The organism is Novosphingobium aromaticivorans DSM 12444 (assembly GCF_000013325.1).
GTDB classification, from domain to species: Bacteria; Pseudomonadota; Alphaproteobacteria; order Sphingomonadales; family Sphingomonadaceae; genus Novosphingobium; species Novosphingobium aromaticivorans.
Window position 1 is genome coordinate 354,322 of sequence record NC_009427.1, and the last position, 18,768, is coordinate 373,089.

The 18,768-nt window shown below is 64.5% G+C and carries 19 protein-coding genes; 4 read left to right on the forward strand and 15 right to left on the reverse strand.

Going from position 1 to position 18,768, the window contains the following annotated elements:
- Positions 1-20: 20 nt before the first annotated feature.
- Entirely contained in the window at positions 21-770 is a 750-nt protein-coding gene (locus SARO_RS19455) for an SDR family NAD(P)-dependent oxidoreductase (RefSeq protein ID WP_011906959.1), read from the reverse strand.
- Between the two features lie 131 nt (positions 771-901).
- On the opposite strand from SARO_RS19455, the gene SARO_RS19460 reads away from it, so the two are divergent.
- Together SARO_RS19460 and SARO_RS19465 are read left to right on the forward strand one after the other, a co-directional pair.
- Positions 902-1,693, forward strand: coding sequence for an SDR family NAD(P)-dependent oxidoreductase (locus SARO_RS19460; protein ID WP_011906960.1), 792 nt, complete (start codon positions 902-904; stop codon positions 1,691-1,693).
- 30 nt (positions 1,694-1,723) lie between these two features.
- On the forward strand, positions 1,724-2,401 hold the full coding sequence (locus tag SARO_RS19465; protein WP_011906961.1) for an SDR family NAD(P)-dependent oxidoreductase: 678 nt from the start codon (positions 1,724-1,726) through the stop codon (positions 2,399-2,401).
- On the opposite strand, the gene SARO_RS20825 is transcribed toward SARO_RS19465, so the two are convergent.
- The 6 genes from SARO_RS20825 to SARO_RS19500 all read right to left on the reverse strand — a co-directional run bounded on the left by SARO_RS20825 (position 2,402) and on the right by SARO_RS19500 (position 10,192).
- Positions 2,402-3,226, reverse strand: a complete 825-nt coding sequence (locus tag SARO_RS20825) for a nuclear transport factor 2 family protein (RefSeq protein ID WP_011906962.1) — start codon at positions 3,224-3,226, stop codon at positions 2,402-2,404.
- Positions 3,223-4,986, reverse strand: a complete 1,764-nt coding sequence (locus SARO_RS19480) for an FAD-binding protein (RefSeq protein ID WP_011906963.1) — start codon at positions 4,984-4,986, stop codon at positions 3,223-3,225. Before SARO_RS19480 ends, SARO_RS20825 begins: the two co-directional genes overlap by 4 nt.
- A 111-nt stretch (positions 4,987-5,097) precedes the next feature.
- The gene (locus SARO_RS19485) at positions 5,098-5,562 is read right to left on the reverse strand and encodes a nuclear transport factor 2 family protein (protein WP_041551779.1); all 465 of its coding nucleotides are present in this window, start codon (positions 5,560-5,562) and stop codon (positions 5,098-5,100) included.
- 39 nt (positions 5,563-5,601) lie between these two features.
- A complete protein-coding gene (locus SARO_RS19490; RefSeq protein WP_011906965.1) occupies positions 5,602-6,615 on the reverse strand; it encodes a zinc-dependent alcohol dehydrogenase in 1,014 nt (337 codons plus the stop codon).
- Positions 6,616-6,619: 4 nt separating this feature from the next.
- Complete coding sequence (locus SARO_RS19495; RefSeq protein WP_011906966.1) at positions 6,620-7,813, reverse strand: MFS transporter; 1,194 nt, start codon at positions 7,811-7,813, stop codon at positions 6,620-6,622.
- An 87-nt stretch (positions 7,814-7,900) separates the two neighbouring features.
- The gene (locus tag SARO_RS19500) at positions 7,901-10,192 is read right to left on the reverse strand and encodes a TonB-dependent receptor (protein WP_011906967.1); all 2,292 of its coding nucleotides are present in this window, start codon (positions 10,190-10,192) and stop codon (positions 7,901-7,903) included.
- A 346-nt stretch (positions 10,193-10,538) separates the two neighbouring features.
- On the opposite strand from SARO_RS19500, the gene SARO_RS19505 reads away from it, so the two are divergent.
- On the forward strand, positions 10,539-11,297 hold the full coding sequence (locus SARO_RS19505; protein WP_011906968.1) for an SDR family NAD(P)-dependent oxidoreductase: 759 nt from the start codon (positions 10,539-10,541) through the stop codon (positions 11,295-11,297).
- 18 nt (positions 11,298-11,315) lie between these two features.
- Here the strand turns inward: SARO_RS19505 and SARO_RS19510 are convergent, their stop codons facing one another.
- From SARO_RS19510 to SARO_RS19520, 3 genes are read right to left on the reverse strand one after another with little or no spacing between them, the layout of a single operon-like run.
- Positions 11,316-11,777, reverse strand: coding sequence for a nuclear transport factor 2 family protein (locus SARO_RS19510; RefSeq protein WP_011906969.1), 462 nt, complete (start codon positions 11,775-11,777; stop codon positions 11,316-11,318).
- Positions 11,761-12,582: a Coq4 family protein gene (locus SARO_RS19515; RefSeq protein WP_011906970.1), complete on the reverse strand. Its 822-nt coding sequence runs from the start codon at positions 12,580-12,582 to the stop codon at positions 11,761-11,763. The genes SARO_RS19510 and SARO_RS19515 overlap by 17 nt, the downstream gene beginning before the upstream one ends.
- Before the next feature lie 3 nt (positions 12,583-12,585).
- The gene (locus SARO_RS19520; RefSeq protein WP_011906971.1) at positions 12,586-13,749 is read right to left on the reverse strand and encodes a sulfotransferase family protein; all 1,164 of its coding nucleotides are present in this window, start codon (positions 13,747-13,749) and stop codon (positions 12,586-12,588) included.
- A gap of 130 nt (positions 13,750-13,879) precedes the next feature.
- On the opposite strand from SARO_RS19520, the gene SARO_RS19525 reads away from it, so the two are divergent.
- On the forward strand, positions 13,880-14,425 hold the full coding sequence (locus SARO_RS19525) for a nuclear transport factor 2 family protein (RefSeq protein WP_143005030.1): 546 nt from the start codon (positions 13,880-13,882) through the stop codon (positions 14,423-14,425).
- Between the two features lie 40 nt (positions 14,426-14,465).
- Here the strand turns inward: SARO_RS19525 and SARO_RS19530 are convergent, their stop codons facing one another.
- From SARO_RS19530 to SARO_RS19550, 5 genes are all read right to left on the reverse strand, one after another.
- Complete coding sequence (locus SARO_RS19530; RefSeq protein WP_011906973.1) at positions 14,466-15,449, reverse strand: SDR family oxidoreductase; 984 nt, start codon at positions 15,447-15,449, stop codon at positions 14,466-14,468.
- Positions 15,446-17,152, reverse strand: a complete 1,707-nt coding sequence (locus SARO_RS19535) for an FAD-binding protein (protein WP_011906974.1) — start codon at positions 17,150-17,152, stop codon at positions 15,446-15,448. Before SARO_RS19535 ends, SARO_RS19530 begins: the two co-directional genes overlap by 4 nt.
- Positions 17,149-17,607 (reverse strand): nuclear transport factor 2 family protein, encoded by a 459-nt coding sequence (locus tag SARO_RS19540; RefSeq protein WP_011906975.1) that lies wholly within the window; start codon positions 17,605-17,607, stop codon positions 17,149-17,151. Before SARO_RS19540 ends, SARO_RS19535 begins: the two co-directional genes overlap by 4 nt.
- A gap of 94 nt (positions 17,608-17,701) precedes the next feature.
- The gene (locus SARO_RS19545) at positions 17,702-18,169 is read right to left on the reverse strand and encodes an Lrp/AsnC family transcriptional regulator (protein WP_011906976.1); all 468 of its coding nucleotides are present in this window, start codon (positions 18,167-18,169) and stop codon (positions 17,702-17,704) included.
- Positions 18,156-18,626 (reverse strand): Lrp/AsnC family transcriptional regulator, encoded by a 471-nt coding sequence (locus SARO_RS19550; RefSeq protein ID WP_256325488.1) that lies wholly within the window; start codon positions 18,624-18,626, stop codon positions 18,156-18,158. Before SARO_RS19550 ends, SARO_RS19545 begins: the two co-directional genes overlap by 14 nt.
- Positions 18,627-18,768: the final 142 nt, after the last annotated feature.

Genomic DNA, 18,768 nt, shown 5'->3' on the forward strand with positions numbered 1-18,768 from the left:
GGGACGTGCAACAGGCAGCGTCAGAAGGATTTCACCTGCCCGCCGTCGACCATGAGCGTCTGGCCGGTAATGTATCCGGCTGCCTCGCTGGCGAGGAACACCGCTGCCGCGCCGATGTCGGTCTCGCAGTCGCCGATGCGCCGCAGTGGCACCTTGGCGATCTGGCCGGCATAGGCATCGGGGAAGTGCTGGCGCCACAGCTCCACGCCCGGCGAATTGGCGAAGGGGCAGATCACGTTCACGCGCACGCCCTCGGGGCCCCACTCGGTCGCGGCGACCTTGGAAAGGCTGCGGATGGCTTCCTTCGCCGCGCCATAGGATGCCTGCGTCGGCATTCCCTCGATCCCGGCGCCGCTGCCGAAGTTTATGACCGAACCGTGCGACGCGACGAGATGCGGATAGGCTGCCTGCATCAGCAGGAACGTTGCCCAGAAACCCGTGCCGAACGCAAGGTTCATGGCCTCGGTCGTAGTATCCTTGAGCAGGAGCTGTTGCGAGGCCTGCGCCGCGTTCACCAGCGTGTCGAGCCGGCCGAAACGGCGGACCGCTTCCTCCACCACGCCGGGCAGCGCCTCGCGGTCCATCAGGTCGACCTGCATGAACGCGACTTCGCCGAACGCGGAAAGCTCGGCCGCCGTGGCCTCGCCCAGCTCGGCTTCGCGGTCTACGATCAGCACTTTCGCGCCGGCCTTCACGAAGGCGGCGGCTACGCCCTTGGCGACGCCCCGCGCCCCGCCCGTAACGATGGCGGCTTTGCCCGCAAGTTGCATCAGGTCTCTCCGTAGTTCGTGTTATCGCACGAATGCGTTGCAAGAATGTTTGTGTGCTTCATATTCAACGTCTATATGCGTTGTAAATGGCTCATTTGCGAAATAACTGGCATCATGGGTCACGAAAATTCATGGGAGAAGCCAGCTTGATCGACCACAGCCCCCGCCTTGGCAGCCCCGGCAGCCCCGTCGTCATCACAGGAGGCGCATCGGGCATCGGGCTGGCTTGCGCCGATGCTCTTGCCGCCGTTGGGCGTCCGGTCGCCATCTGGGACATCAACGCGCAAGGCGCGCAACGCGAGGCAGAGCGGATTTCGGAGCAGTATGGCTGCAAGGCGATCGGCCTCGCCGCCGATCTGCGCGATCCGCAAGGCGTCACGCCGGCTGCGCTGGCCACGCGCGAAGCGCTCGGTCCGGTTGGCGGCATCGTCCACGCGGCGGGGACGGCGGTCCAGACCGGCATCATGGGCGCAACGCCCGAAGTGTTCGACGCGGGGATGGCGCTTCACGTGCGCGCGCTGCTCCTGCTTACCCAGGCCTTCATGGAGGACCTGAAGGCGAATCCCGGCAGCGCGATCGTGGCGGTATCGTCTATCAACGCCTGGTTCGGCAATGCCATGATCCCGATCTATACGGCGGCCAAGGGCGCGGTCATCTCGCTCGTGCGGTCGATGGCCGACGAGCTGGCCGGGTCCGGCATCCGGATCAACGCGCTCAGCCCGGGCATGATCGACACGCCGATCCTTGGCGAGATGCGCGATGGGATGGAGCAGGTCTTCGGCCCGCGCATCTTCCTCGGCCGCTTCGGTGAACCGCACGAAATCGCGCGAACTGTCCGCTTTCTTCTTTCGGACGAAGCAAGCTACATCACCGCAACGGAAATCGTCGTCGATGGCGGCATCCGCCATTCGCAGCGCCCGTGACAGGCTAGGTCCGCTTCTGGAGAAGACTACATGCGTTCAATCATTGTGACTGGCGGCTTTGGAATCCTTGGCCGGGCGGTCGCCGAAACCTTCCGCGCCAACGGAGACCGCGTGGCCCGTATCGACTTTGCGCCAGACGCGCCCGATGCCAATCCGGGCGGTCTCGACATCGGCGGCGTCGACCTGACCGATGGCACCGCTGCTGACGCTGCCGTGCAGCAGGTCATCGCCGAACAGGGTGGGATCGACGTTCTGGTGAACGTAGCCGGGGGCTTTACATGGCAGACCCTGACGGACGGCGGCCCGGAAACCTGGGCGCGCATGTATGCGATGAACGCCGCGACCTGTGTCACCATGACCAAGGCCGCGCTGCCGACGCTGGCGGCAACGCCGGGCGCGGCTATCGTCAACATCGGTGCGGGCAGCGCGCTTCTCGCCGGGGCGGGAATGGGCGCCTATGCCGCGTCGAAGAGCGCGGTCCACAAGCTGACCGAAAGCCTCGCCGCCGAACTCGCCGGAACCGATTGCACGGTCAATGCGGTGCTGCCCAGCATTATAGATACGCCGGCAAACCGCGCCGATATGCCCGACGCCGACGTCTCGCAATGGGTGCAGCCCGCCTCGCTTGCGAAGGTCATCCTGTTCCTCGCCTCGCCCGGTGCACGCACGATCAGCGGCGCCCTTATCCCGGTCTCGCGCGGCGGCTGATCAGCCGGCCGCGGGGCTTCCGTCCCAGATGATCGCCGCCTCGCCGCTCTGTGTCTGCCACAGGGCGTCGCGGCGGACGATCCGCCAGCCTTCGGCGCGGCATTCCCAGCGGTCGACATATTCGCCATTGCTGTCGAACACCGGACCGCCGCTGTTGCCTGCGCGCTGGTGCCGCGCCCGGACATAGGCCCTGCTGGTCGCTGATTGCAAGCCGGGATCGACCGTGATCATGATGCTGCCGATCAGGTGCTGGCTCGGTCCGCAGACGTCGAGAAAGCGGCGCATGTTGACGGTCAGCGCTTCCAGCCCGACTTGTTCGCCAAGGCCATAGTCGAAGGTGAGGTCTGCGGCGAAGACATCGCCCAGCGCGTCCCATGCCTTGGCATCCAGGACGCGCGCGAACCGTGCCAGCCCGTCGCGGATCGCACGTTCGGCCAGCAGCTCGTCGATGAGGACGGGAGAAGGCGTGTCGGGCGAAAGGGCTGCGGGCGTCTCGTCCACCACGAACATGCGCGTCGCGCTGCGGTCGAAGACGTTCTCCTCGTCATCGGCGATCAGTCGCGCGATCTCCGGATCTGCCGCCTGCGCCAGGAATGCGTCATACGATGCGCGAGAGGCAAAGCGCATTTCGGTCACGCTGTCGAAGTCGATTGCCGCAATGCCGCTTTCGAACGCTCCGGTCCGGTCCACGTAATTGCGCCGATAGTCCTCGATGCCAGGCAGGAGCGAACGGATCAGCGGCGCGTGGCGGGTTTCGTAGTAGGCGATGAACTGTTCGCGGCTCAGCCCCTGCTTGCGGCGCAGCAATGCGATGGCCTTGATCATGCGGCGTCTCCCTTTGCCGCAATTGCGCGGGCGGCGCGGCGGCCGGACCATATGCAGTCCGCATAGGACAGCCCGCTGACATAGAGGTTGGAACAGATGCCAACCGCGTTGCGCCCGGCGGCATACAGCCCCGGAACCGGCGCGCCGGCGGCGTTCTTCACACCGCCCGTTTCCTCATCCACCAGAAGTCCGCCCACGGTCATGCAGGCGATGGGAAACATGCGCGCGTCGACCGAGGCGTCGATGGCGTAGAACGGCCCTTCGTCCAGCAAGGCCATGTCCTCGGGCGTCTTGTGGAACGGATCGGGTGCTTCGCCCCGCGCGGCGCGATTGTAGGCGGCGATGGTCTCGCAAAGCGCAGCGGCGCTTACGCCCAACTTCCGCGCCAGCGCCGCCGGCGTCCTGCCCTTGACGGCGGCGAACATTGCGTTGACCAGCGTGATGTCGCGCTGGAAGCCCAGCACGTCCTTGCCGAACGCATCCTTCAGCGACTGGCGGAACAGCTTGCGGTCAAGCACGATCCAGCCCTTGCCACCGTGGCGTTCGACCATCTCGTCGCCAATCCGCGCGCCGTACCAGGTCTCGTTTACATAGCGTTCGCCCTTGCCGTCCACCAGCATCCCGCGCCCCCACGCGCGTGGCGGACTGAGAAAACGCCATGCCGAAACGCGCTCCATCAGACCGGTGGCGCCTCCTGCCGACACGCCCAGCATGATCCCGCTGCCATTGTCCCCAAGCGTGCCGTTGGGGAGGCCGGGCGCATAGTCGGGCGCGAAGTGGCGCACCATGTCGGGGTTGCAGATGAAGCCCCCCGCGCTCAGCACCACACCCTTGCGGGCCCGGATCCAAGCCGAACTGCGCGCGCTGGCCTCCAGCGCCCGGGCCTTGGCCAGGTGGCGATATCCGCGCGCGAACGTCAGCCGCGCGCCGGGGAACGTGGGAGACAGCATCGCCATCCACTTGTTCGCCATCGCGCAAAGGCGCGAATGCCGCGCCCGGATGGCCGGATCGGCAAACCGCTCGACCCGTATGCCGATCACGCGGCCCTGGGGATCGAGTGCGAGCTGGCGGGCTTCGGCCTGGGGATGGAAGACCAGTCCCAGCTCCAGCGCCGCAGCGCGCAGCGGATCGTAAATGCCCGCCCCCAGGCCCCACGGTTTGTTGCCGTTGCGCCGCACCGTCCTGTGCCCGCGCGGGGCGGGGGGCGTGTGGCTGCGGAAGGGCTCCGACAGGCTGCTGTCGGGGTGGTAGAGAAACTTGTCGAGCGGCGGATAGGATGTCTTGCGCGAATACATCGAGGCGCTGAACGGCGCGCCGTGGCGGCGCAGCCATTCGAAGGTCTGCGGGCTATCCTCGCAAAAGCGCCGCAGCGTTTCCGGCGAGACCACGTTTCCGACTTCGCTTCTGAGATAGGCTTCCATCATTTCCGGCGTGTCGGTCACGCCCGCTTCCCGCTGGATCGAGGTGCCGCCGCCTGCGTAGTAGACCCCGCCGTTCGCTGCCGAGGAACCGCCGCCGTCGTACTGATCGATGGCGATGACGGTCAGACCCTGCTCAAGCCCCTCGAGCGCCGCGGCAATGCCGGCGCCGCCAAGGCCCGCGACGACAAGGTCCGCGCTTTCGTCCCAGGGGTGCGCGTCGGGGTCGACAAGGCGGAGCGGTGCGTCGATCGCCAGGCCCCATTCGCGGATCGGGCCCCCGGATGCGGGCACCGCCACCTTTTCGCGCTGGGTCCAGGGGTCGGGCGGCAAAAATGCCATTGATCTCTCTCCGTCGTATTTGCGGAGAGGAGTATCCTAAAATCTACGAATAATGCAAATATCGTATTAAAAAAATTCAATTAGCGAAGAATAGTAAGTGCATTTGTGCGCCTACCGAAATTGCAGAAGTGCCCGCGCGGCCGCCGATCCATCCAGCAATGCGTTCTCCCGGCGCACTGCCCGCCATCCCGCCGGGGTGCGTCGGAAGGTCCAGCGGTTGGCTGAAACGCGGTGTGACCCGAACGTCCCCGAAACGCACCTGAACACCACCGAGTGACATCGGGCGGTTGCTGTATCGCCTTCGACTGTAACCGTGGCGGGCCCTAGAAAATGCGCGCATCCATCCGCCATCAGGGCGCGGTGGGTCTGCCCGTCGATCAGCGCCGCAATCGCCGCGCGCCCCTTGGCGGTGGCGAAACCGACGACGGCATACTCGCCGTCCTCGACCCACAACTCGCTCAACGCTTCGGCATCGCCGCTGTCCGCAAGCGGTCCGTACCGGGCGATAAGTTCGCGGATTTCCTCGCGATCTTCGAGAAGGCGCAGGCGGGCGGCGAGGTTCGTCAGGTCGTCCATGGCCATTCCCTGCGACAAATCGCCGCGCCGCGCCACCGGTCAGATGCGAAGCATGACCTTCACAGCATCAGGCTGGAGCTGTCGGTCAAATGCCTCGGCTACCTGTTCGAGCGGAAATTCGTGCGAAATCAGGCAGGCGCGGTCCACCTTGCCGCCGCTCATAAGATCGAGCGCCTCGACCAGTTCCTCCGGTGCATAGCCGTTGGAGCCGAAGATCGTCGGTTGCTTCTCGATCAGCGGGCTCATGTCGATCTCCATTCGCCCCTCGAAACCGCCGAAGCAGACGATGCGGCCGCCGGGGACGACAAGGCGCAGGGCCGTCTCCAACGGCGGGGGGCCTTTCATGTGCCGGATGTAGCCGGCGCAATCGAAGATGACCGAGATGTTGGCCGATTGCCCGGCGTATGTCTCACCGATCCCGCAGATGGCACCAATGGCTTCGAAAACATCGCCGTCGCGGGCGTTTACGGCGTGTGTAGCACCCACCTGAAGCGCTGTGTCCAACCGGGTCTGATGGACATCGACCGCGATGATGCGCGCGGGAGAGATGCCGCGTGCAAGGATGGCCTGGATCACGCCCAGCCCGATGATTCCCACTCCGATGACGACGACGTTCTCGCCGTCGGTCGGCGCCCCCTTGCGCACCATCTGGAGGCCATCGGCCAGCGGCTCGGTCGTGGCGGCAAGTTCCCAGGAAAGTCCGTCCGGCACCTTCACGAGTTGCCATGGGTTGGCCGGAACCGCCACGAGATCGGCCATTCCGCCGCCCATGCCCGTCACTCCGACGACCCGGTCCCCGATCGACCAGCCTGCAACGCCATCGCCCAGAGCGGCGATGGTGCCTGCGAATTCGTGTCCCGGCACCGCGTAACCCTCCACCGTCTCGCGCACGAGCTTGTCGCGGTAGGAATTGTCGCGGAACATGTGGAGGTCCGAGCCGCAGATGCCACAGGTTCTTACCGCGACGAGCACTTCACCGGGGCCGGGGGTGGGCGGGGTCGCGGCGGGGCGGAAGACGATCTGTCCGGGGCCGGTGAAATCGGCGCAACGCATCGGTTCAGGTTCCTTTCGGAGCTGCGGGAAGCCGCGACACCGCGAACAGCAGGATCGAGGAAAAGGCGAGCGCCCCCACCGTCAGCGCCATCGGCAGGTGATAGCTGCCCGACCGTTCGAACAATACGCTCGCGATGGGCGTCATTCCGAACAGGAAGGGCAGGGTGGCGATCTGGAACAGGCTGAACGCGCGTCCGAATGCGTCAGGACCGAAACGGGAGGCGACGGCCACGCCGAAAGCCCCCTGCACGCCACCACCACATGCCCCGACGATGATCGCATCGAGCGTCAGAACCGCAAGATTGACCGGCGCCAGGAAGATCATCCACACGACAGCCTGGATCGCGGCGTTGAACGCCAGCGCGCGCGGGCCGCCGATGCGATCTGCAAGATAGCCGAACAGCAGCGAGCCGATGAGCCCCGTCCCGCCCGAAAGGGCAAGAAGGCCGTTGGCTTCGTCGAATGTGCGCCCCTGTCCAGTGAGCAGGGGGATGAAATGGGCAAGCTTCATCGTCCCGGCGCCGGTAATGAGGCCGATGGCAAGGGCCAACAACCAGAAGGCGGGCTGACGCAGGATCGCCCCTGCGGGCGTGGCTGTCATGGCTCCACCCGCCGGTGAGGCGTTTCCGCTGCGGACGAAGAACAGGATCGGGACGAGCGCAAGATCGGCGAGCGCCAGAACCTGGAACACGGCGCGGGGCCCGTGAGACCCCAGCAGGGGAGCGATGGCCAGTGGCACGGCCATGACCAGCACGGGCATGTTGACGACGCCCAGGGCTCTGCCCCGCCAATCTTCGGGCACCCAGCGGGTGGCAAGGGTCATGGATGGGAGGACGCCGAGCATCGCGGTTCCCGGCCCGATCAGCAGGAGATAGCACAGCAGGAGTGCCAGAGGCGATGTGACGACGGAGGCCGCGCCGAAGCCGGCTGCGCACGCGATGGCGCCAGTCATCATGAGCGTCCGCAGGTTCACGGTGTCGATCATCCGACCGACGACGATTGCGGTGAGCGAAAGGGCGACGAGCGCAAGGGACAGCGCCAGCGAAGACTGGGCCCGGCTTGCACCGTATTCCGCCTCGATCGAAAGGACGAGGGTCCCGAAGCTTCCGAAGGTCAGTCCGGTGGCGACGTTCTGGGCCAGTGTCGCGATCGCGACTTGCGACCAGCGGGTTTCAGTCGTCCGGCGCGTTTCAGTCATCCGGCGTGGCTCCCTTTGCGTGCAGTGTCGCAAAAAGGCGGTGCGGCAGGCAAGCCTGCCGCACCGAGGAGAGGACCGATGCAGCGGTCAGAACGCGAACCCGACATCGACGCCCCAGGTGCGCGGCACCTGGAACACGCCGATCACGTTGGTCGTGAGATTGCGGGCGAAATCGAGCTTCCTGTTGTTCGTCAGGTTCTGCGCCCAGACCGCGACGTTGGCCTTGCTGCCGCCGAGCGGGATCTCCATCAGCGAGAAGCGCGCGTTGATGTCGAAGCGCGAGGGCAGGGTGGTGAGTTGCAAGGTTGCAGCGTTGCTGATCGGATCGGACAGGCGCTTGTCCTTGAAGAACCCGTCGAGGCGCAGCGAAACGTAGCTGCCGTTGGCGAAGGCGGGGCTGTCGTACTGGGCGCCGACACTGAGCGTGTTCTTGGGGGCCAGCGAGTTGACCGGCCCGTTCACCGGGTCCGCGGCCAGCTTCTGGTGAAGATATCCGTAGCTGGCGTTGAAGGTGAAGTTCGCCGAAGGTTTGGCCGTCAGTTCGACCTCGAAGCCTTCCTCGTTGCCGAAGGGCGAGGAGAACAGGAACGTGCCGCTGGCAACGTCGAAGCCCAGGGTCTGCACGTTCTTGCGACGGGTAATGAAACCGGCGGCATTGATGCGCAGGGTCTTGTCGATGAGATCTGCCTTCACGCCCACTTCGTAGCTGTTGACGGTTTCAGGCTTGAACACCTTGCCGCCGAGCACGCCGCCCGAGAGATAGCCGGTGGCGAAGCGGGCGTAGGCGCGGACGTCGGCGTTGGCGATCCAGGTTGCGGTCGCGTCGAAATCCCAGTGATCGAAGCTTACGCTGGACTGCTTGGCCGGGGCATAGAGCGGGATGATGCCGCCCGCCAGCAGGTCCTCGAAGCGGTCGTCCTTGGTATAGCGCACGCCGCCTGCCAGTTCGAACCGATCGGTCTTGTAGGAGACGTGGCCGTAACCGGCGACCGACTTGTTGCGGATCTTCGCGTTCGAGCCGGCGAAATAGTCGGTCGGCACGCCGAAGATGTTGAGCGTGTTGCCGGTGGTTGCATCGACCACGGGGACGATCTGCGGGGCGAACGTGGGGAACAGGGTGCCGATGAACACCGGATTGTCGTCTTTGCCGGTTTCGCGGAAGTAGAAACCGCCGAGCACCCAGTCGAGGTTGCCCATCTTGCCGAGGACCTGGAGTTCCTGTGTGAACTGCTTCTGGTGGCGGTCCTGGATTGACGAGATGTTGGTGAACGGAAGGCCGCCGACCTCGTAGGCACCGCCGTCGATGTCGTTTCCGCCGACGAATTCGTCCAGCTTGCGCAGGCCGGTGATGCTCTTCAGCGTGATCGCATCGCTGACATCGAAGGCAAGGGTCAGGCTATGGCCCTGGATCTTCATGTGCGAGGGTGAGGTGAAGTCGAGCGCGATCGCGCCCTGGCGTTCGGTCGAGGCCGGCACGTAGATGCTGGGCGAAGCCGCGTAGAACGGCGGATTGCCGACACCTGCCGCATAGCCCGGATCATAGCCGAGAAGCTGCTGGGCAAGCTGGGTGCTGACTTTGTCGGTATAGTCGAACTTGTAGTCCGCCGTCAGGGCGCCTTCCTGGAAGCGCACGGCGACGGCCACCGCGTCAGTGTTCTCCGCGCCGAAGGTCTTGGCCGAGCGGATCGTGCCGAACGGTTCGACAAAATTGAACGTGCGACCGGGCGTGAGGTTCTTCACGTAACCCTTGTTCTGGTCATGCAGATACGACACGCGGGCGCTGAACGGTCCAAACGCAGGCAGGTTGACCACGACCTGCCCCTTGTAGCGGTCATAGTTGCCGACAGTCCCTTCGGCCTTGACGCCGAACTCGCCCTTGGGGGCAGAGGTCACGAAGTTGATGGCGCCGCCGGTGGAGTTTCTGCCGAACAGGGTGCCCTGCGGACCGCGCAGGACTTCCACCCGTTCGATATCCGCCAGCGAGAAGGCGGTGCCGGCTGGCCGGCCAAGGTAGATCCCGTCGATGTAGAGCCCGATGCCAGCATCGGCCTCGAACTTGAGCGTTCCGGTGGAAACGCCGCGCAGGTAGTATTGCGGGGCATTGGCCGAGCCGAACTGGCGCTGCACGTCGAGGTTGGGGACGGTCTTGCCGATGTCGCCGAACCCCTTGATGTCGAGAGCCTTGAGCTGGACCTGGTCATAGCCGGTGACGGCGACCGGAACGTCCTGGAGGCGTTCCTGCGTGCGGCGCGCGGTGACGACGATGTCCGCGATGCCGGCGGCCGGTTCTGCACCACCCTGTGTTTCGGCGGCATGTGCGAACGCCGGCTGGAGCGCGATGAGCGCGGTGCAGGCAAGTGCGGCGATACGAACGTTCATGTCATCCCTCCCGAGGATTTGCGCACCGGCGTTTGCGGTTGCGCTATTTGTCTCCCACATCGGACGTATGAAGATTTTTGCTTTCCGTGACAAGCCATGAGATAAGCAAAGCGTAAATTATATGGTCTTAGATTGACGTTTTGCGTATTTTCAGCCAATTCCTGATCCAAGGCTGGCCGCGCATGAGCACTTCTTTGCCCGAAATGCAGGGTGCGCGCCGGAGCGACTCGAATCGGTCATTGAAAAACGAATCGGGTGCGCAATGCGTTAAAAATAGTCCGTGCAGACTGCGAAATGCGTACTGGAGATTGATCTTGGAATTGAACCGCTGGGGGAGAGGCCGTCAATGGAACTGAACGGCAAGGTCATACTGGTCACCGGAGGTGGCAGTGGTATTGGTGCGGCAACGTGCCGGTTGCTCGGCAAGGCCGGGGCGCAGGTTATCGTGGCAGACCGCGCCGGTGCGCGCGCAGAGGCGGTGGCGGCCGACATACCCGGTGCCTGGGGTGTCGTGGTCGATGTCGTGGACGCGGCTGCGTGCGAAGCGATGGTCGAAGGCATTCGCGAGCGGTTCGGCCGGCTTGACGGTGCGTTCAACAATGCGGGCATCACCGAGGTAACAGCGCTGGGCGGAGCGCCGATCCCCGAAACGCACGCGCTCCCTCTTGAAGTATGGCGCAAGGTGCTGTCGGTCGATCTGGACGGCGTGTTCAACTGCCTGCGCGCAGAAATACCGCTCATGCTGGCATCGGGCGGCGGGGCGATCGTCAACACGACGTCGCTCCAGGCGCATATCAGCTATCCGCGAACGGCGGCCTATACCGCAGCCAAGCACGGCGTGCTGGGACTGACCAAGGCGATCGCCAAGGAATATGGCGAGCAGGGCATCCGCTGCAATTCGGTGTCGCCGGGGGTGGTGGATACCCCGCTGACCGCGGGCGTGATCCATTCCCCGCAGTACAAGGACATGCTGCTGGCGCCGATCCCGCTGAAGCGTTTCGCGACGCCCGAGGACATCGCCAAGGCGGCACTCTGGTTGCTGTCGGACGAATCTGCATACATCAACGGGGCGACACTCGCCGCTGACGGGGGTTACCTTGCCTGAGCCTGTGGCGGCGACCTTTCAGCCAATGGCATATCTGCCGTGGGCCGAAAGGTTGCCGAACAGGTCGTTGGTGATGAACCGCTCGGCAAAGCGCCATGTGTCGCCGACCTTCTCGAAGCGGTCCCGGTAGTCGCCGGTGATGATCGGCTGAAGCGGGACGCCTGGTGCATCCTGCAGCACGAAGACCGCACTGGTCGCGACGGCAGCACCGGGACCGTCGGGTTCGACGATCAGGTTGCAGATCATGTGGCGGGTTCGGGGTACGCCGTCGTAGAGCCTGACGAAGTCCGCGAACATGCGCGTGACCTCTGCCGGGTCGTTTACGACGGGATCGTCGCGGCCCTCGAAATGGACCGTGGCATGGGCGAACAGGGCGCCAAGGCCTTGAAGGTCTCCGCTGTCCAGCCGGCGCGGGTAGCTGTGGACCAGTGCCTGGATGGCGAGGTAGTCCGCTATCGAGAAGTCATCCGCGCGAGGCATCGTGTGTCCACTCCCAATGGCCCTGCTGCGGACCGTCTTCGAAACCGAGGCGCTGGCGCGCTTCGGGTACTGGCACGTCGATCCAGTCTTCCCACCGGATCATGAAGAGCGGTCGCTTCTGCTTCGCGCCAACCGCGTGGCCGAGAGCAAAGCCCTCGAGCATGGCAGCGGTGACCGCCGGATAGTGGCATGCCGCGCGCATCAGGCTGGTCGATGCGAGGAACATCGGCTGGAACGAAAGCGCGTTGGCGAACTCGGGCGTGAAGTAGTTGAACAGAGCGACGGTGTTGGCGACGATCAGCGCGATTTCGCCGACCGGGCTGGGATCGAGGCCGGTGACCATGTGTTCGATATCGTGGTTCTGCACGCGGCGCTTGTTGATGAAGGTGAAGTCGTCCTGCGCCTCGCCCCGGAACATGAAGTCGATATCCATGCCGCTCGTCTCAAGGAACGAGCGGATCAGCGCGCCGACCGTACCTTCGGCGCAATGGGCGACATCGCCTGCCGTCCAGTTCGAAGCGAAGCGTTCGTCCAGCCACTGCGCGAATTCCGGAAGGCGCGTGCGTTCCGAAGCCAGCATCGAGAGCAGTTCGGCAAGGTCGGTCTCTTCCGCCACCGCGCGGTTGACTTCGGGTATAAGGTAGGCCGGTGGCAGGTCGTGCCCATCGCGCTTCAGGCCCATCTGCGCGTAGACGTCGCGGAAGCGCGGATTGTTGAGATAGCGCGAAGTGCTGGTCAGCACCGAACCGGCGGCCGGTGCCGCCGTGCCCATCAGGTAGGCGGCTTCTGCTCCCTTGATCTCCATGGATCAACCCTCGGGTACGTAGATGTCGGAATAGAAAGCGAAATCGCGCACGAGCGCATCCTGATCGACGCCGTAGTCGGCAAGATCGTACTTGTGCGACGGGCGGTTGTCGCGCTTGTTGCCGGCAAGCCAGCCTTCCCAGGTTGCGATATCCGCATCGTCCACCGGGATGCCCGCAGCCTGGAAGATGGCTGTCGCGCTGCCGACGGGATCGGACAGGAGCGCGCGGTACTGGATGTCGAAGAAACGTTCGGGCCGTTCCTCTCGCACCGGGATCATGTCGACCAGATTGCGGCGCAGGCGCTGGGTCCAGTGGGCGGCCTGTTCGCGCGAAAGATCGGCGTCGGTGTTCCCGCTGGTTAGCGAGGCGACCATCGAATAGTAGCTGCCCATCACGTGATCGACGCGGCGATGGGTCATCGCGATGATCGCGCCGGGGAACGTGTCGAGCGTCGTGCGCACCGCGGTGAGGTGGTGCGGCGCCTTGAGTATCCACTTGCGGCCCCTGCGCGAAGGGTCCTGCCATTGCAGTATCTTCAGCCATTCGTGCAGTTCGGCATAGGCTTTCGTCTGGTCGGCGCCGAGCAGCCATTCGCCGTAGCTTGGCAGGTAGAGCATCGATTCCGGAATGTTGGAGATGAACGACTGCTCGATCAGAGGCAGCTCCTCGTCGTGGGCGAAGGCATCCATCGGGTGGATCGCCTCGAACCCTTCGGACGCCGCGACGAGCTGGTCGGACAGAGCCTTGGCGTCGGCCTTGCGGGCGGCGATGTCAGCGGCGCCGCTGTCGTCGCGGGGGAGGGGAAAGACGGTTTCCCACCAGACCATCGCGGTGGCCTGCGGACTGGCGGCGAGCAGGCGCTGGAGCATCGTGCTGCCGGTGCGGGGCAGGCCGACGATGATGACGCCGACGTCGACCTGTTCGTCCAGGATTTCCGGGTGGCACTTGACCAGGTCCACACGGCGCAAACGGTTTTCGAGCGCGTTGACGATGCGACCGGCGTGGAAGTTGGCGCCGGCTTCGTTGAGCTGTGCTTCCTCGCGCATCGAACGCAGGAGTACGTCCAGTGGTTCGCGGAAGTGATCCGGGCCGAGATCGTCAAGCCCGGTGCCCGCGCGGGCCCGCGCTATCAGTGCTTCCGCATCAAGCTGATCGAGAAAACGCATAGTGAATAAAAACCTCTCACAAATATCGTTTTGCGTATATTTGTATGGAAGGTCTCGACGCAATATGCAATGACAATGTGCATCGCCATGCCCGGCGAGTGACGTCGGGGCGAGAGAGAGGAGATGGATGGTGTCATATCCCCGCGAGGAAGTCGAAGCCGCGATCGAGGGGCTGCGCGAAGCATTCGTCGAAGCCGAGCGCCGCAACCATTGGGCGTGGATCGCCGACGAGTTCTATCACGAGAACGCGACCTATTATTGCCCCTATGGCGGTTCGATGCCCGTGTTCGCCCGCAACCGTGACGAAATCCGTGCCACCCACTATGGCCGCGACATGGACGTGGGCTCGGGATGGGCGGGCTGGAGCTTTCCGATCCTGGAATACGCCGTGAACGGCGACCGCATCTTCAGTCGCTGGGTCAACCGCGGTCCGGGCCGCCGTCCGGATGGTTCGTTCTACGAAACCGAGGGGGTGAGCTTCATCACCTATGGCGGAGGCGGCAAGTTTACCTCGCAGCTCGACCTTTTCGACATCGGCCACCAGATGAAGCTGTGCGACGAGCTCAAGGAGGCGGGCCTGCTTGACCCCGCGCTCGAGCGCGACTGGGTGGCCCCGATGAAGCGACGGATCATCGACAGCATGAACCAGGGCATCGCGCCCGCGCCTGCTGCCTGACCACCTGCCAGGCGCCGGGGCCGTTGCGGCCCCGGCGTTTTCAGTTTGCGAAGCCGAACATCGCGGCGAGCACGCCGGGTGCCTGCCGATCCTGGGCGACGCTTTGGGCGACGCGCTGGAGAACTCGAGAGGCGACCGGCCAGTCGCCAGTCGGGCCTTGTCCGTCCGAACCCGCGAGCGCGCCCGGTCCGGGCGCCCCGGTGATGGCCCGCAGGACCATCGCTCTCAGCTCGAACGGACCGGAGCCCTTGAGTGCGGCGAAGACCTGCGTGTCTTCGCCCACCAGCGTGCGGAACGGCATGCGTTCCATGCAAAGGCAGTCGGCGATCGCAGCAATGCCCAGCGCCGGATCGCGTCCCCAGGCGTCGAGTTCGGCAAGGCTCGGTCCAGCGGCTTCCAGCCACCTTTCATAGGCGCTGCCCTCGGGCATCGCGAACTGCACGTTGCCGGCAAAGGGCGTGCGGTGAGCGCCGGGCTGGATCACGCCCACTTCGATGCCGAACGGCGCGACTTCCATGGCCAGCCCTTCCGCCCATCCTTCGAGCGCCCACTTGGACGCGGCGTAAAGCGAGAGCATCGGGTGCGGCGTGTTCACGGCGTTGCTGGTGACGGTCAGGATGCGCCCCCTTCCGGCATCGCGCATCGTGGGCAGCACCGCGCGCGTGATGGCAAGCGCGCCGAAGAAGTTGGTCTCCATCTGCGCGCGAACGTCCGCCTCGGTCATTTCCTCGAAGGGCGCGATCACCGAATAGCCGGCATTGTTGAGCAACGCGTCGAGCCTGCCTTCGGTTCGTTCGAGCACTTCGGCTAGACCGCTTTCGATGGAGGCGCCGTCGGTCACGTCGATGCGGACCGGGACAATCGCGCCGCCGCTCTCCAGCGATGCCGTGTATTCCATCAGGCGTCCGGCCTTCGCGAGATCCCGCATCGAGGCAAAGACCGTCCAGCCTCTTGCCGCCATTTCCAACGCGACGCCCGCGCCGAATCCGGTCGAACCCCCGGTCAAAAGAAGCGTACCGGTCATGTCGGGACTCCCAGCATGTCATCGACCGCCAGCATGCCGAAGGTCATGGCAGGTGCCAGTGTCGAACCCGCGCCCGGATAGGACGGACCCATCACCGAAGCCGCAGTGTTGCCGATCGCATAGAGGCCGGAAATCGGCTCGCCGCTGGCGTCCAGCACCCGCGCGGCGGCATCCGTTGCAAGCCCACCCTTGGTCCCTATGTCGCCGGGAAAGACCTGTAGAGCGTAGAACGGTGCTTCCTCGATCGGCGCAAGATTGGGATTGGGCGTGACGGACTGGTCGCCGTAGTACCGGTCATAGGGGGCCGAACCTCGGCCGAAGTCCTCGTCCACGCCGGTCCGGGCGAAGCGGTTCACGCGGTCTATGGTGTTCGCCAGCTTTTCGGAATCGACCCCGATCTTCCGACCCAGGCTCCGGATGGTCGACGCCTTTCGCCAGGCCTTCCTGGCGCCGCGCGATTGCAGGATGTCGGGCAGCAACGGAATGACCGGTCCCATGGGATACTTGCGCCGGAACCTGGCGTCGAACACGATCCACGAAGGGATGGTGCGCGCATCCGCACGGTCCGCATCGATCATGGCCTTGCCGGCAACATCATAGCTGCGCGCCTCGTTCATGTAGCGCTCGCCCGCCTGGTTGACGATGATGCAACCGGGCAGGGCGCGTTCGTAGAACAACGGTCGGGCGGTGTCCTCGCCCGGAACACGCACTGTCGGGGCCCACCAGGCCTCGTCCATCAGATCGGTTGCGGCGCCGATGCGAATGCCGGCCATGATGGCATCGCCAGTGTTGTTTTCCTGGCTGGCGGAGAACGCGGTGCTGCTGTCGCCGGGAAGGTAGCGGTCGCGCATGGACTGGTTTCTCTCGAACCCGCCGGCGCCGAGGATCACGCCCTTGCGGGCGCGGACCCGCAATTGTCGTCCTCCACGTTCGATCACCGCGCCTTCGACGGGGCCATTCTCACCCCTGACGAGTTCGATCAGGCTCGCGTTCAGCCAGAGCTCGCCGCCCTTGCGATTGAGCGCGTTCTTGAGATGCGCGGCGATCGCCGAACCGAAAACGATGAAGCGGCTGCGCGAGCTTTTCAGCCGCTGCCCCACATCCCCGTAATAGCGCCAGAGAACGCGGGCCATGGTCCCCTTCCAGCCGGGACCGCGCGTGATCATCGGAGCGGATTCCATGATCGTCCAAGGAATCTTGCCGAACAGCATGGCCGACCGATGCGTCGTGCGCAGCGTGGCGAAGTCTTCCTCGGACAGTTCGTCGGCATGGATCGTGTTGCAGGCGTGGCTGCGGTAACCCATCTTTCCGCCCGCCTTTTCGGCCTGGTAGTCGGTATAGGGAATGGCGGTGAAGCGCAGGTCCGAAAGCGCCTCGATCCGGCGTTTCATGACCCGGGCATTTTCCACGAAGGCGCGTATACGGGAATCGGCAACGGTGTTGCCGACCAGTTCCTTGATGTAGGTGAATGCCTCGTCCGGGGTGTCGGACTGGCCCTGTTCCAGCGCGGAATCGCTGGCCGGTATCCAGACGCCGCCGCCCGAAGTTGCGCTGGTCCCGCCATAAAGGGCGCTCTTCTCAACGATCAGCACACGAGCCCCGCGATCTGCCGCGAACACGGCAGAGGCCATTGCACCTGCACCCGAGCCGACGACGAGAACGTCGACTTCGTGGTCCCAACGCCGGGCCACGCCCCCGGTCACGTCCGCTGCTCCGCGAGGGCTTCGTTCTGGAAGCCAAGGCCGAAGGCTTCGATGATCGGAAGCGGGTTCACGTACTCGCGCCAGTAGACCACCAGGTCGCCTTCGAAACGCAGGATGCCGAGGTACTTGTTGGCATAGCGCTTGCCGCTCGACCGCAGGACCGTGCCTGAGTGGTATTCCACCAGCATCGTGTCCGGGTCCGCCATGTCATAGAAGCGGTCGACGGTGTGGTGGTAGCCGTCGCAGTCCTCCATTCCGGCGCGCGACGTGGCGATGAAGGCGTCGCGCCCGACCATGCGGTCGGGGAAATCGGGGATCGGCAGATAGGGCCAATCAAACTCCGCCTCGGCATGGACGTAGCGGGCGAAGGTATCGAAGTCCTTGTTTCCGTAGGCCTCGATCAGCGTGGAGAACAAGGTCCTGAGGTGCGCGCGGCGCGCGGCGGGGTTGGTCATGCATCCCTCCAATAGTTGGAGGAATTGTCGTCAACGGGCGAGCCATGTCAACGCAAAACGACAATTATAATTTAAAAAACTGCGTTTTGCGTATCTACTGCACGATGCTGGTGGTGCGGTAGTCGTGCTTGATGAGCTTGTGTGTCAGCTCGTAGTGGATGCGGGCGATGCCGGGGATCTGGTCGATCCGGTCGTGCAGATAATCGACGAGCTGGCTCGCGTCGTTGACCCAGGTGATCGCCATGATGTCCGCGCGCCCGATCAGGGTTGCGACATAGGTGATCTGGGGTTCCGCCACGAGTGCCTCGATGATCGGCCCGACCGGGTAGGTCGAATCGACGTCGATCCACAGGTACGCCACCAGCGGGTCGGACATGTGATCGTAATTTGTGATCGCCACGACCTGGATCGCGTTCTCGTCGGTCAGGCGCTTGAGCCGCATGCGGATCGTGCCTTCGGTCACGCCCAGTTCGCGTGCGATCTCGCGGTTGGAAACGCGCGCATCGACCGAGAGCCGTTCGAGAATGCGCCGATCGAGGTCGTTCAGCTCAATTTGCTTCATCGAAGCGCCCCCACGGCTGCACGTACTTGTGGATCTTCATCGCCAGCGCGCTTTCGAGGGAAATGATGCCCTCGATCGCGGGAATGACCACGGTCAACTGATGGTTCAGTTCGTCCATCGAACGCGCGATCACCTGGATTTCCAGATCGTTGCGCCCGATGACGGAGAGGACCGAGATGACCTCCGGAATGGCGAGCAGTTCCTTGCATACATCTTCGACGGGGCGCCCTCGCAGTCGCACGCCGACGAGCGCGGTGAACGGAAAGCCCACGGCGCCGAGATCGAGCCGCGCGACTACGCGCATGGTGTTCGACTGTTCCAGCCTGCGGATGCGCGCGCGCACCGTCGCCTCGTTGAGCCCGACGCGTTGCGCCAGGTCGCGCACGGCCATCCGGCCATCGTCGCGCAGGCAGGCGATGATGGCTTCGTCGTGTTCGTCAAGCCTTGGTCTGGAAATGGCCGCCTCCGTCCTCTTGCCGCAGGGCTAGGCGATACGCCCGGCAGAATCAATCCGCCCCACCAGCTACACAGGATATACGCAAAAAGAAGTTTATATGGACTAAAATATCATTTTGCGTATCACGCCTGAAAGGGCGGCG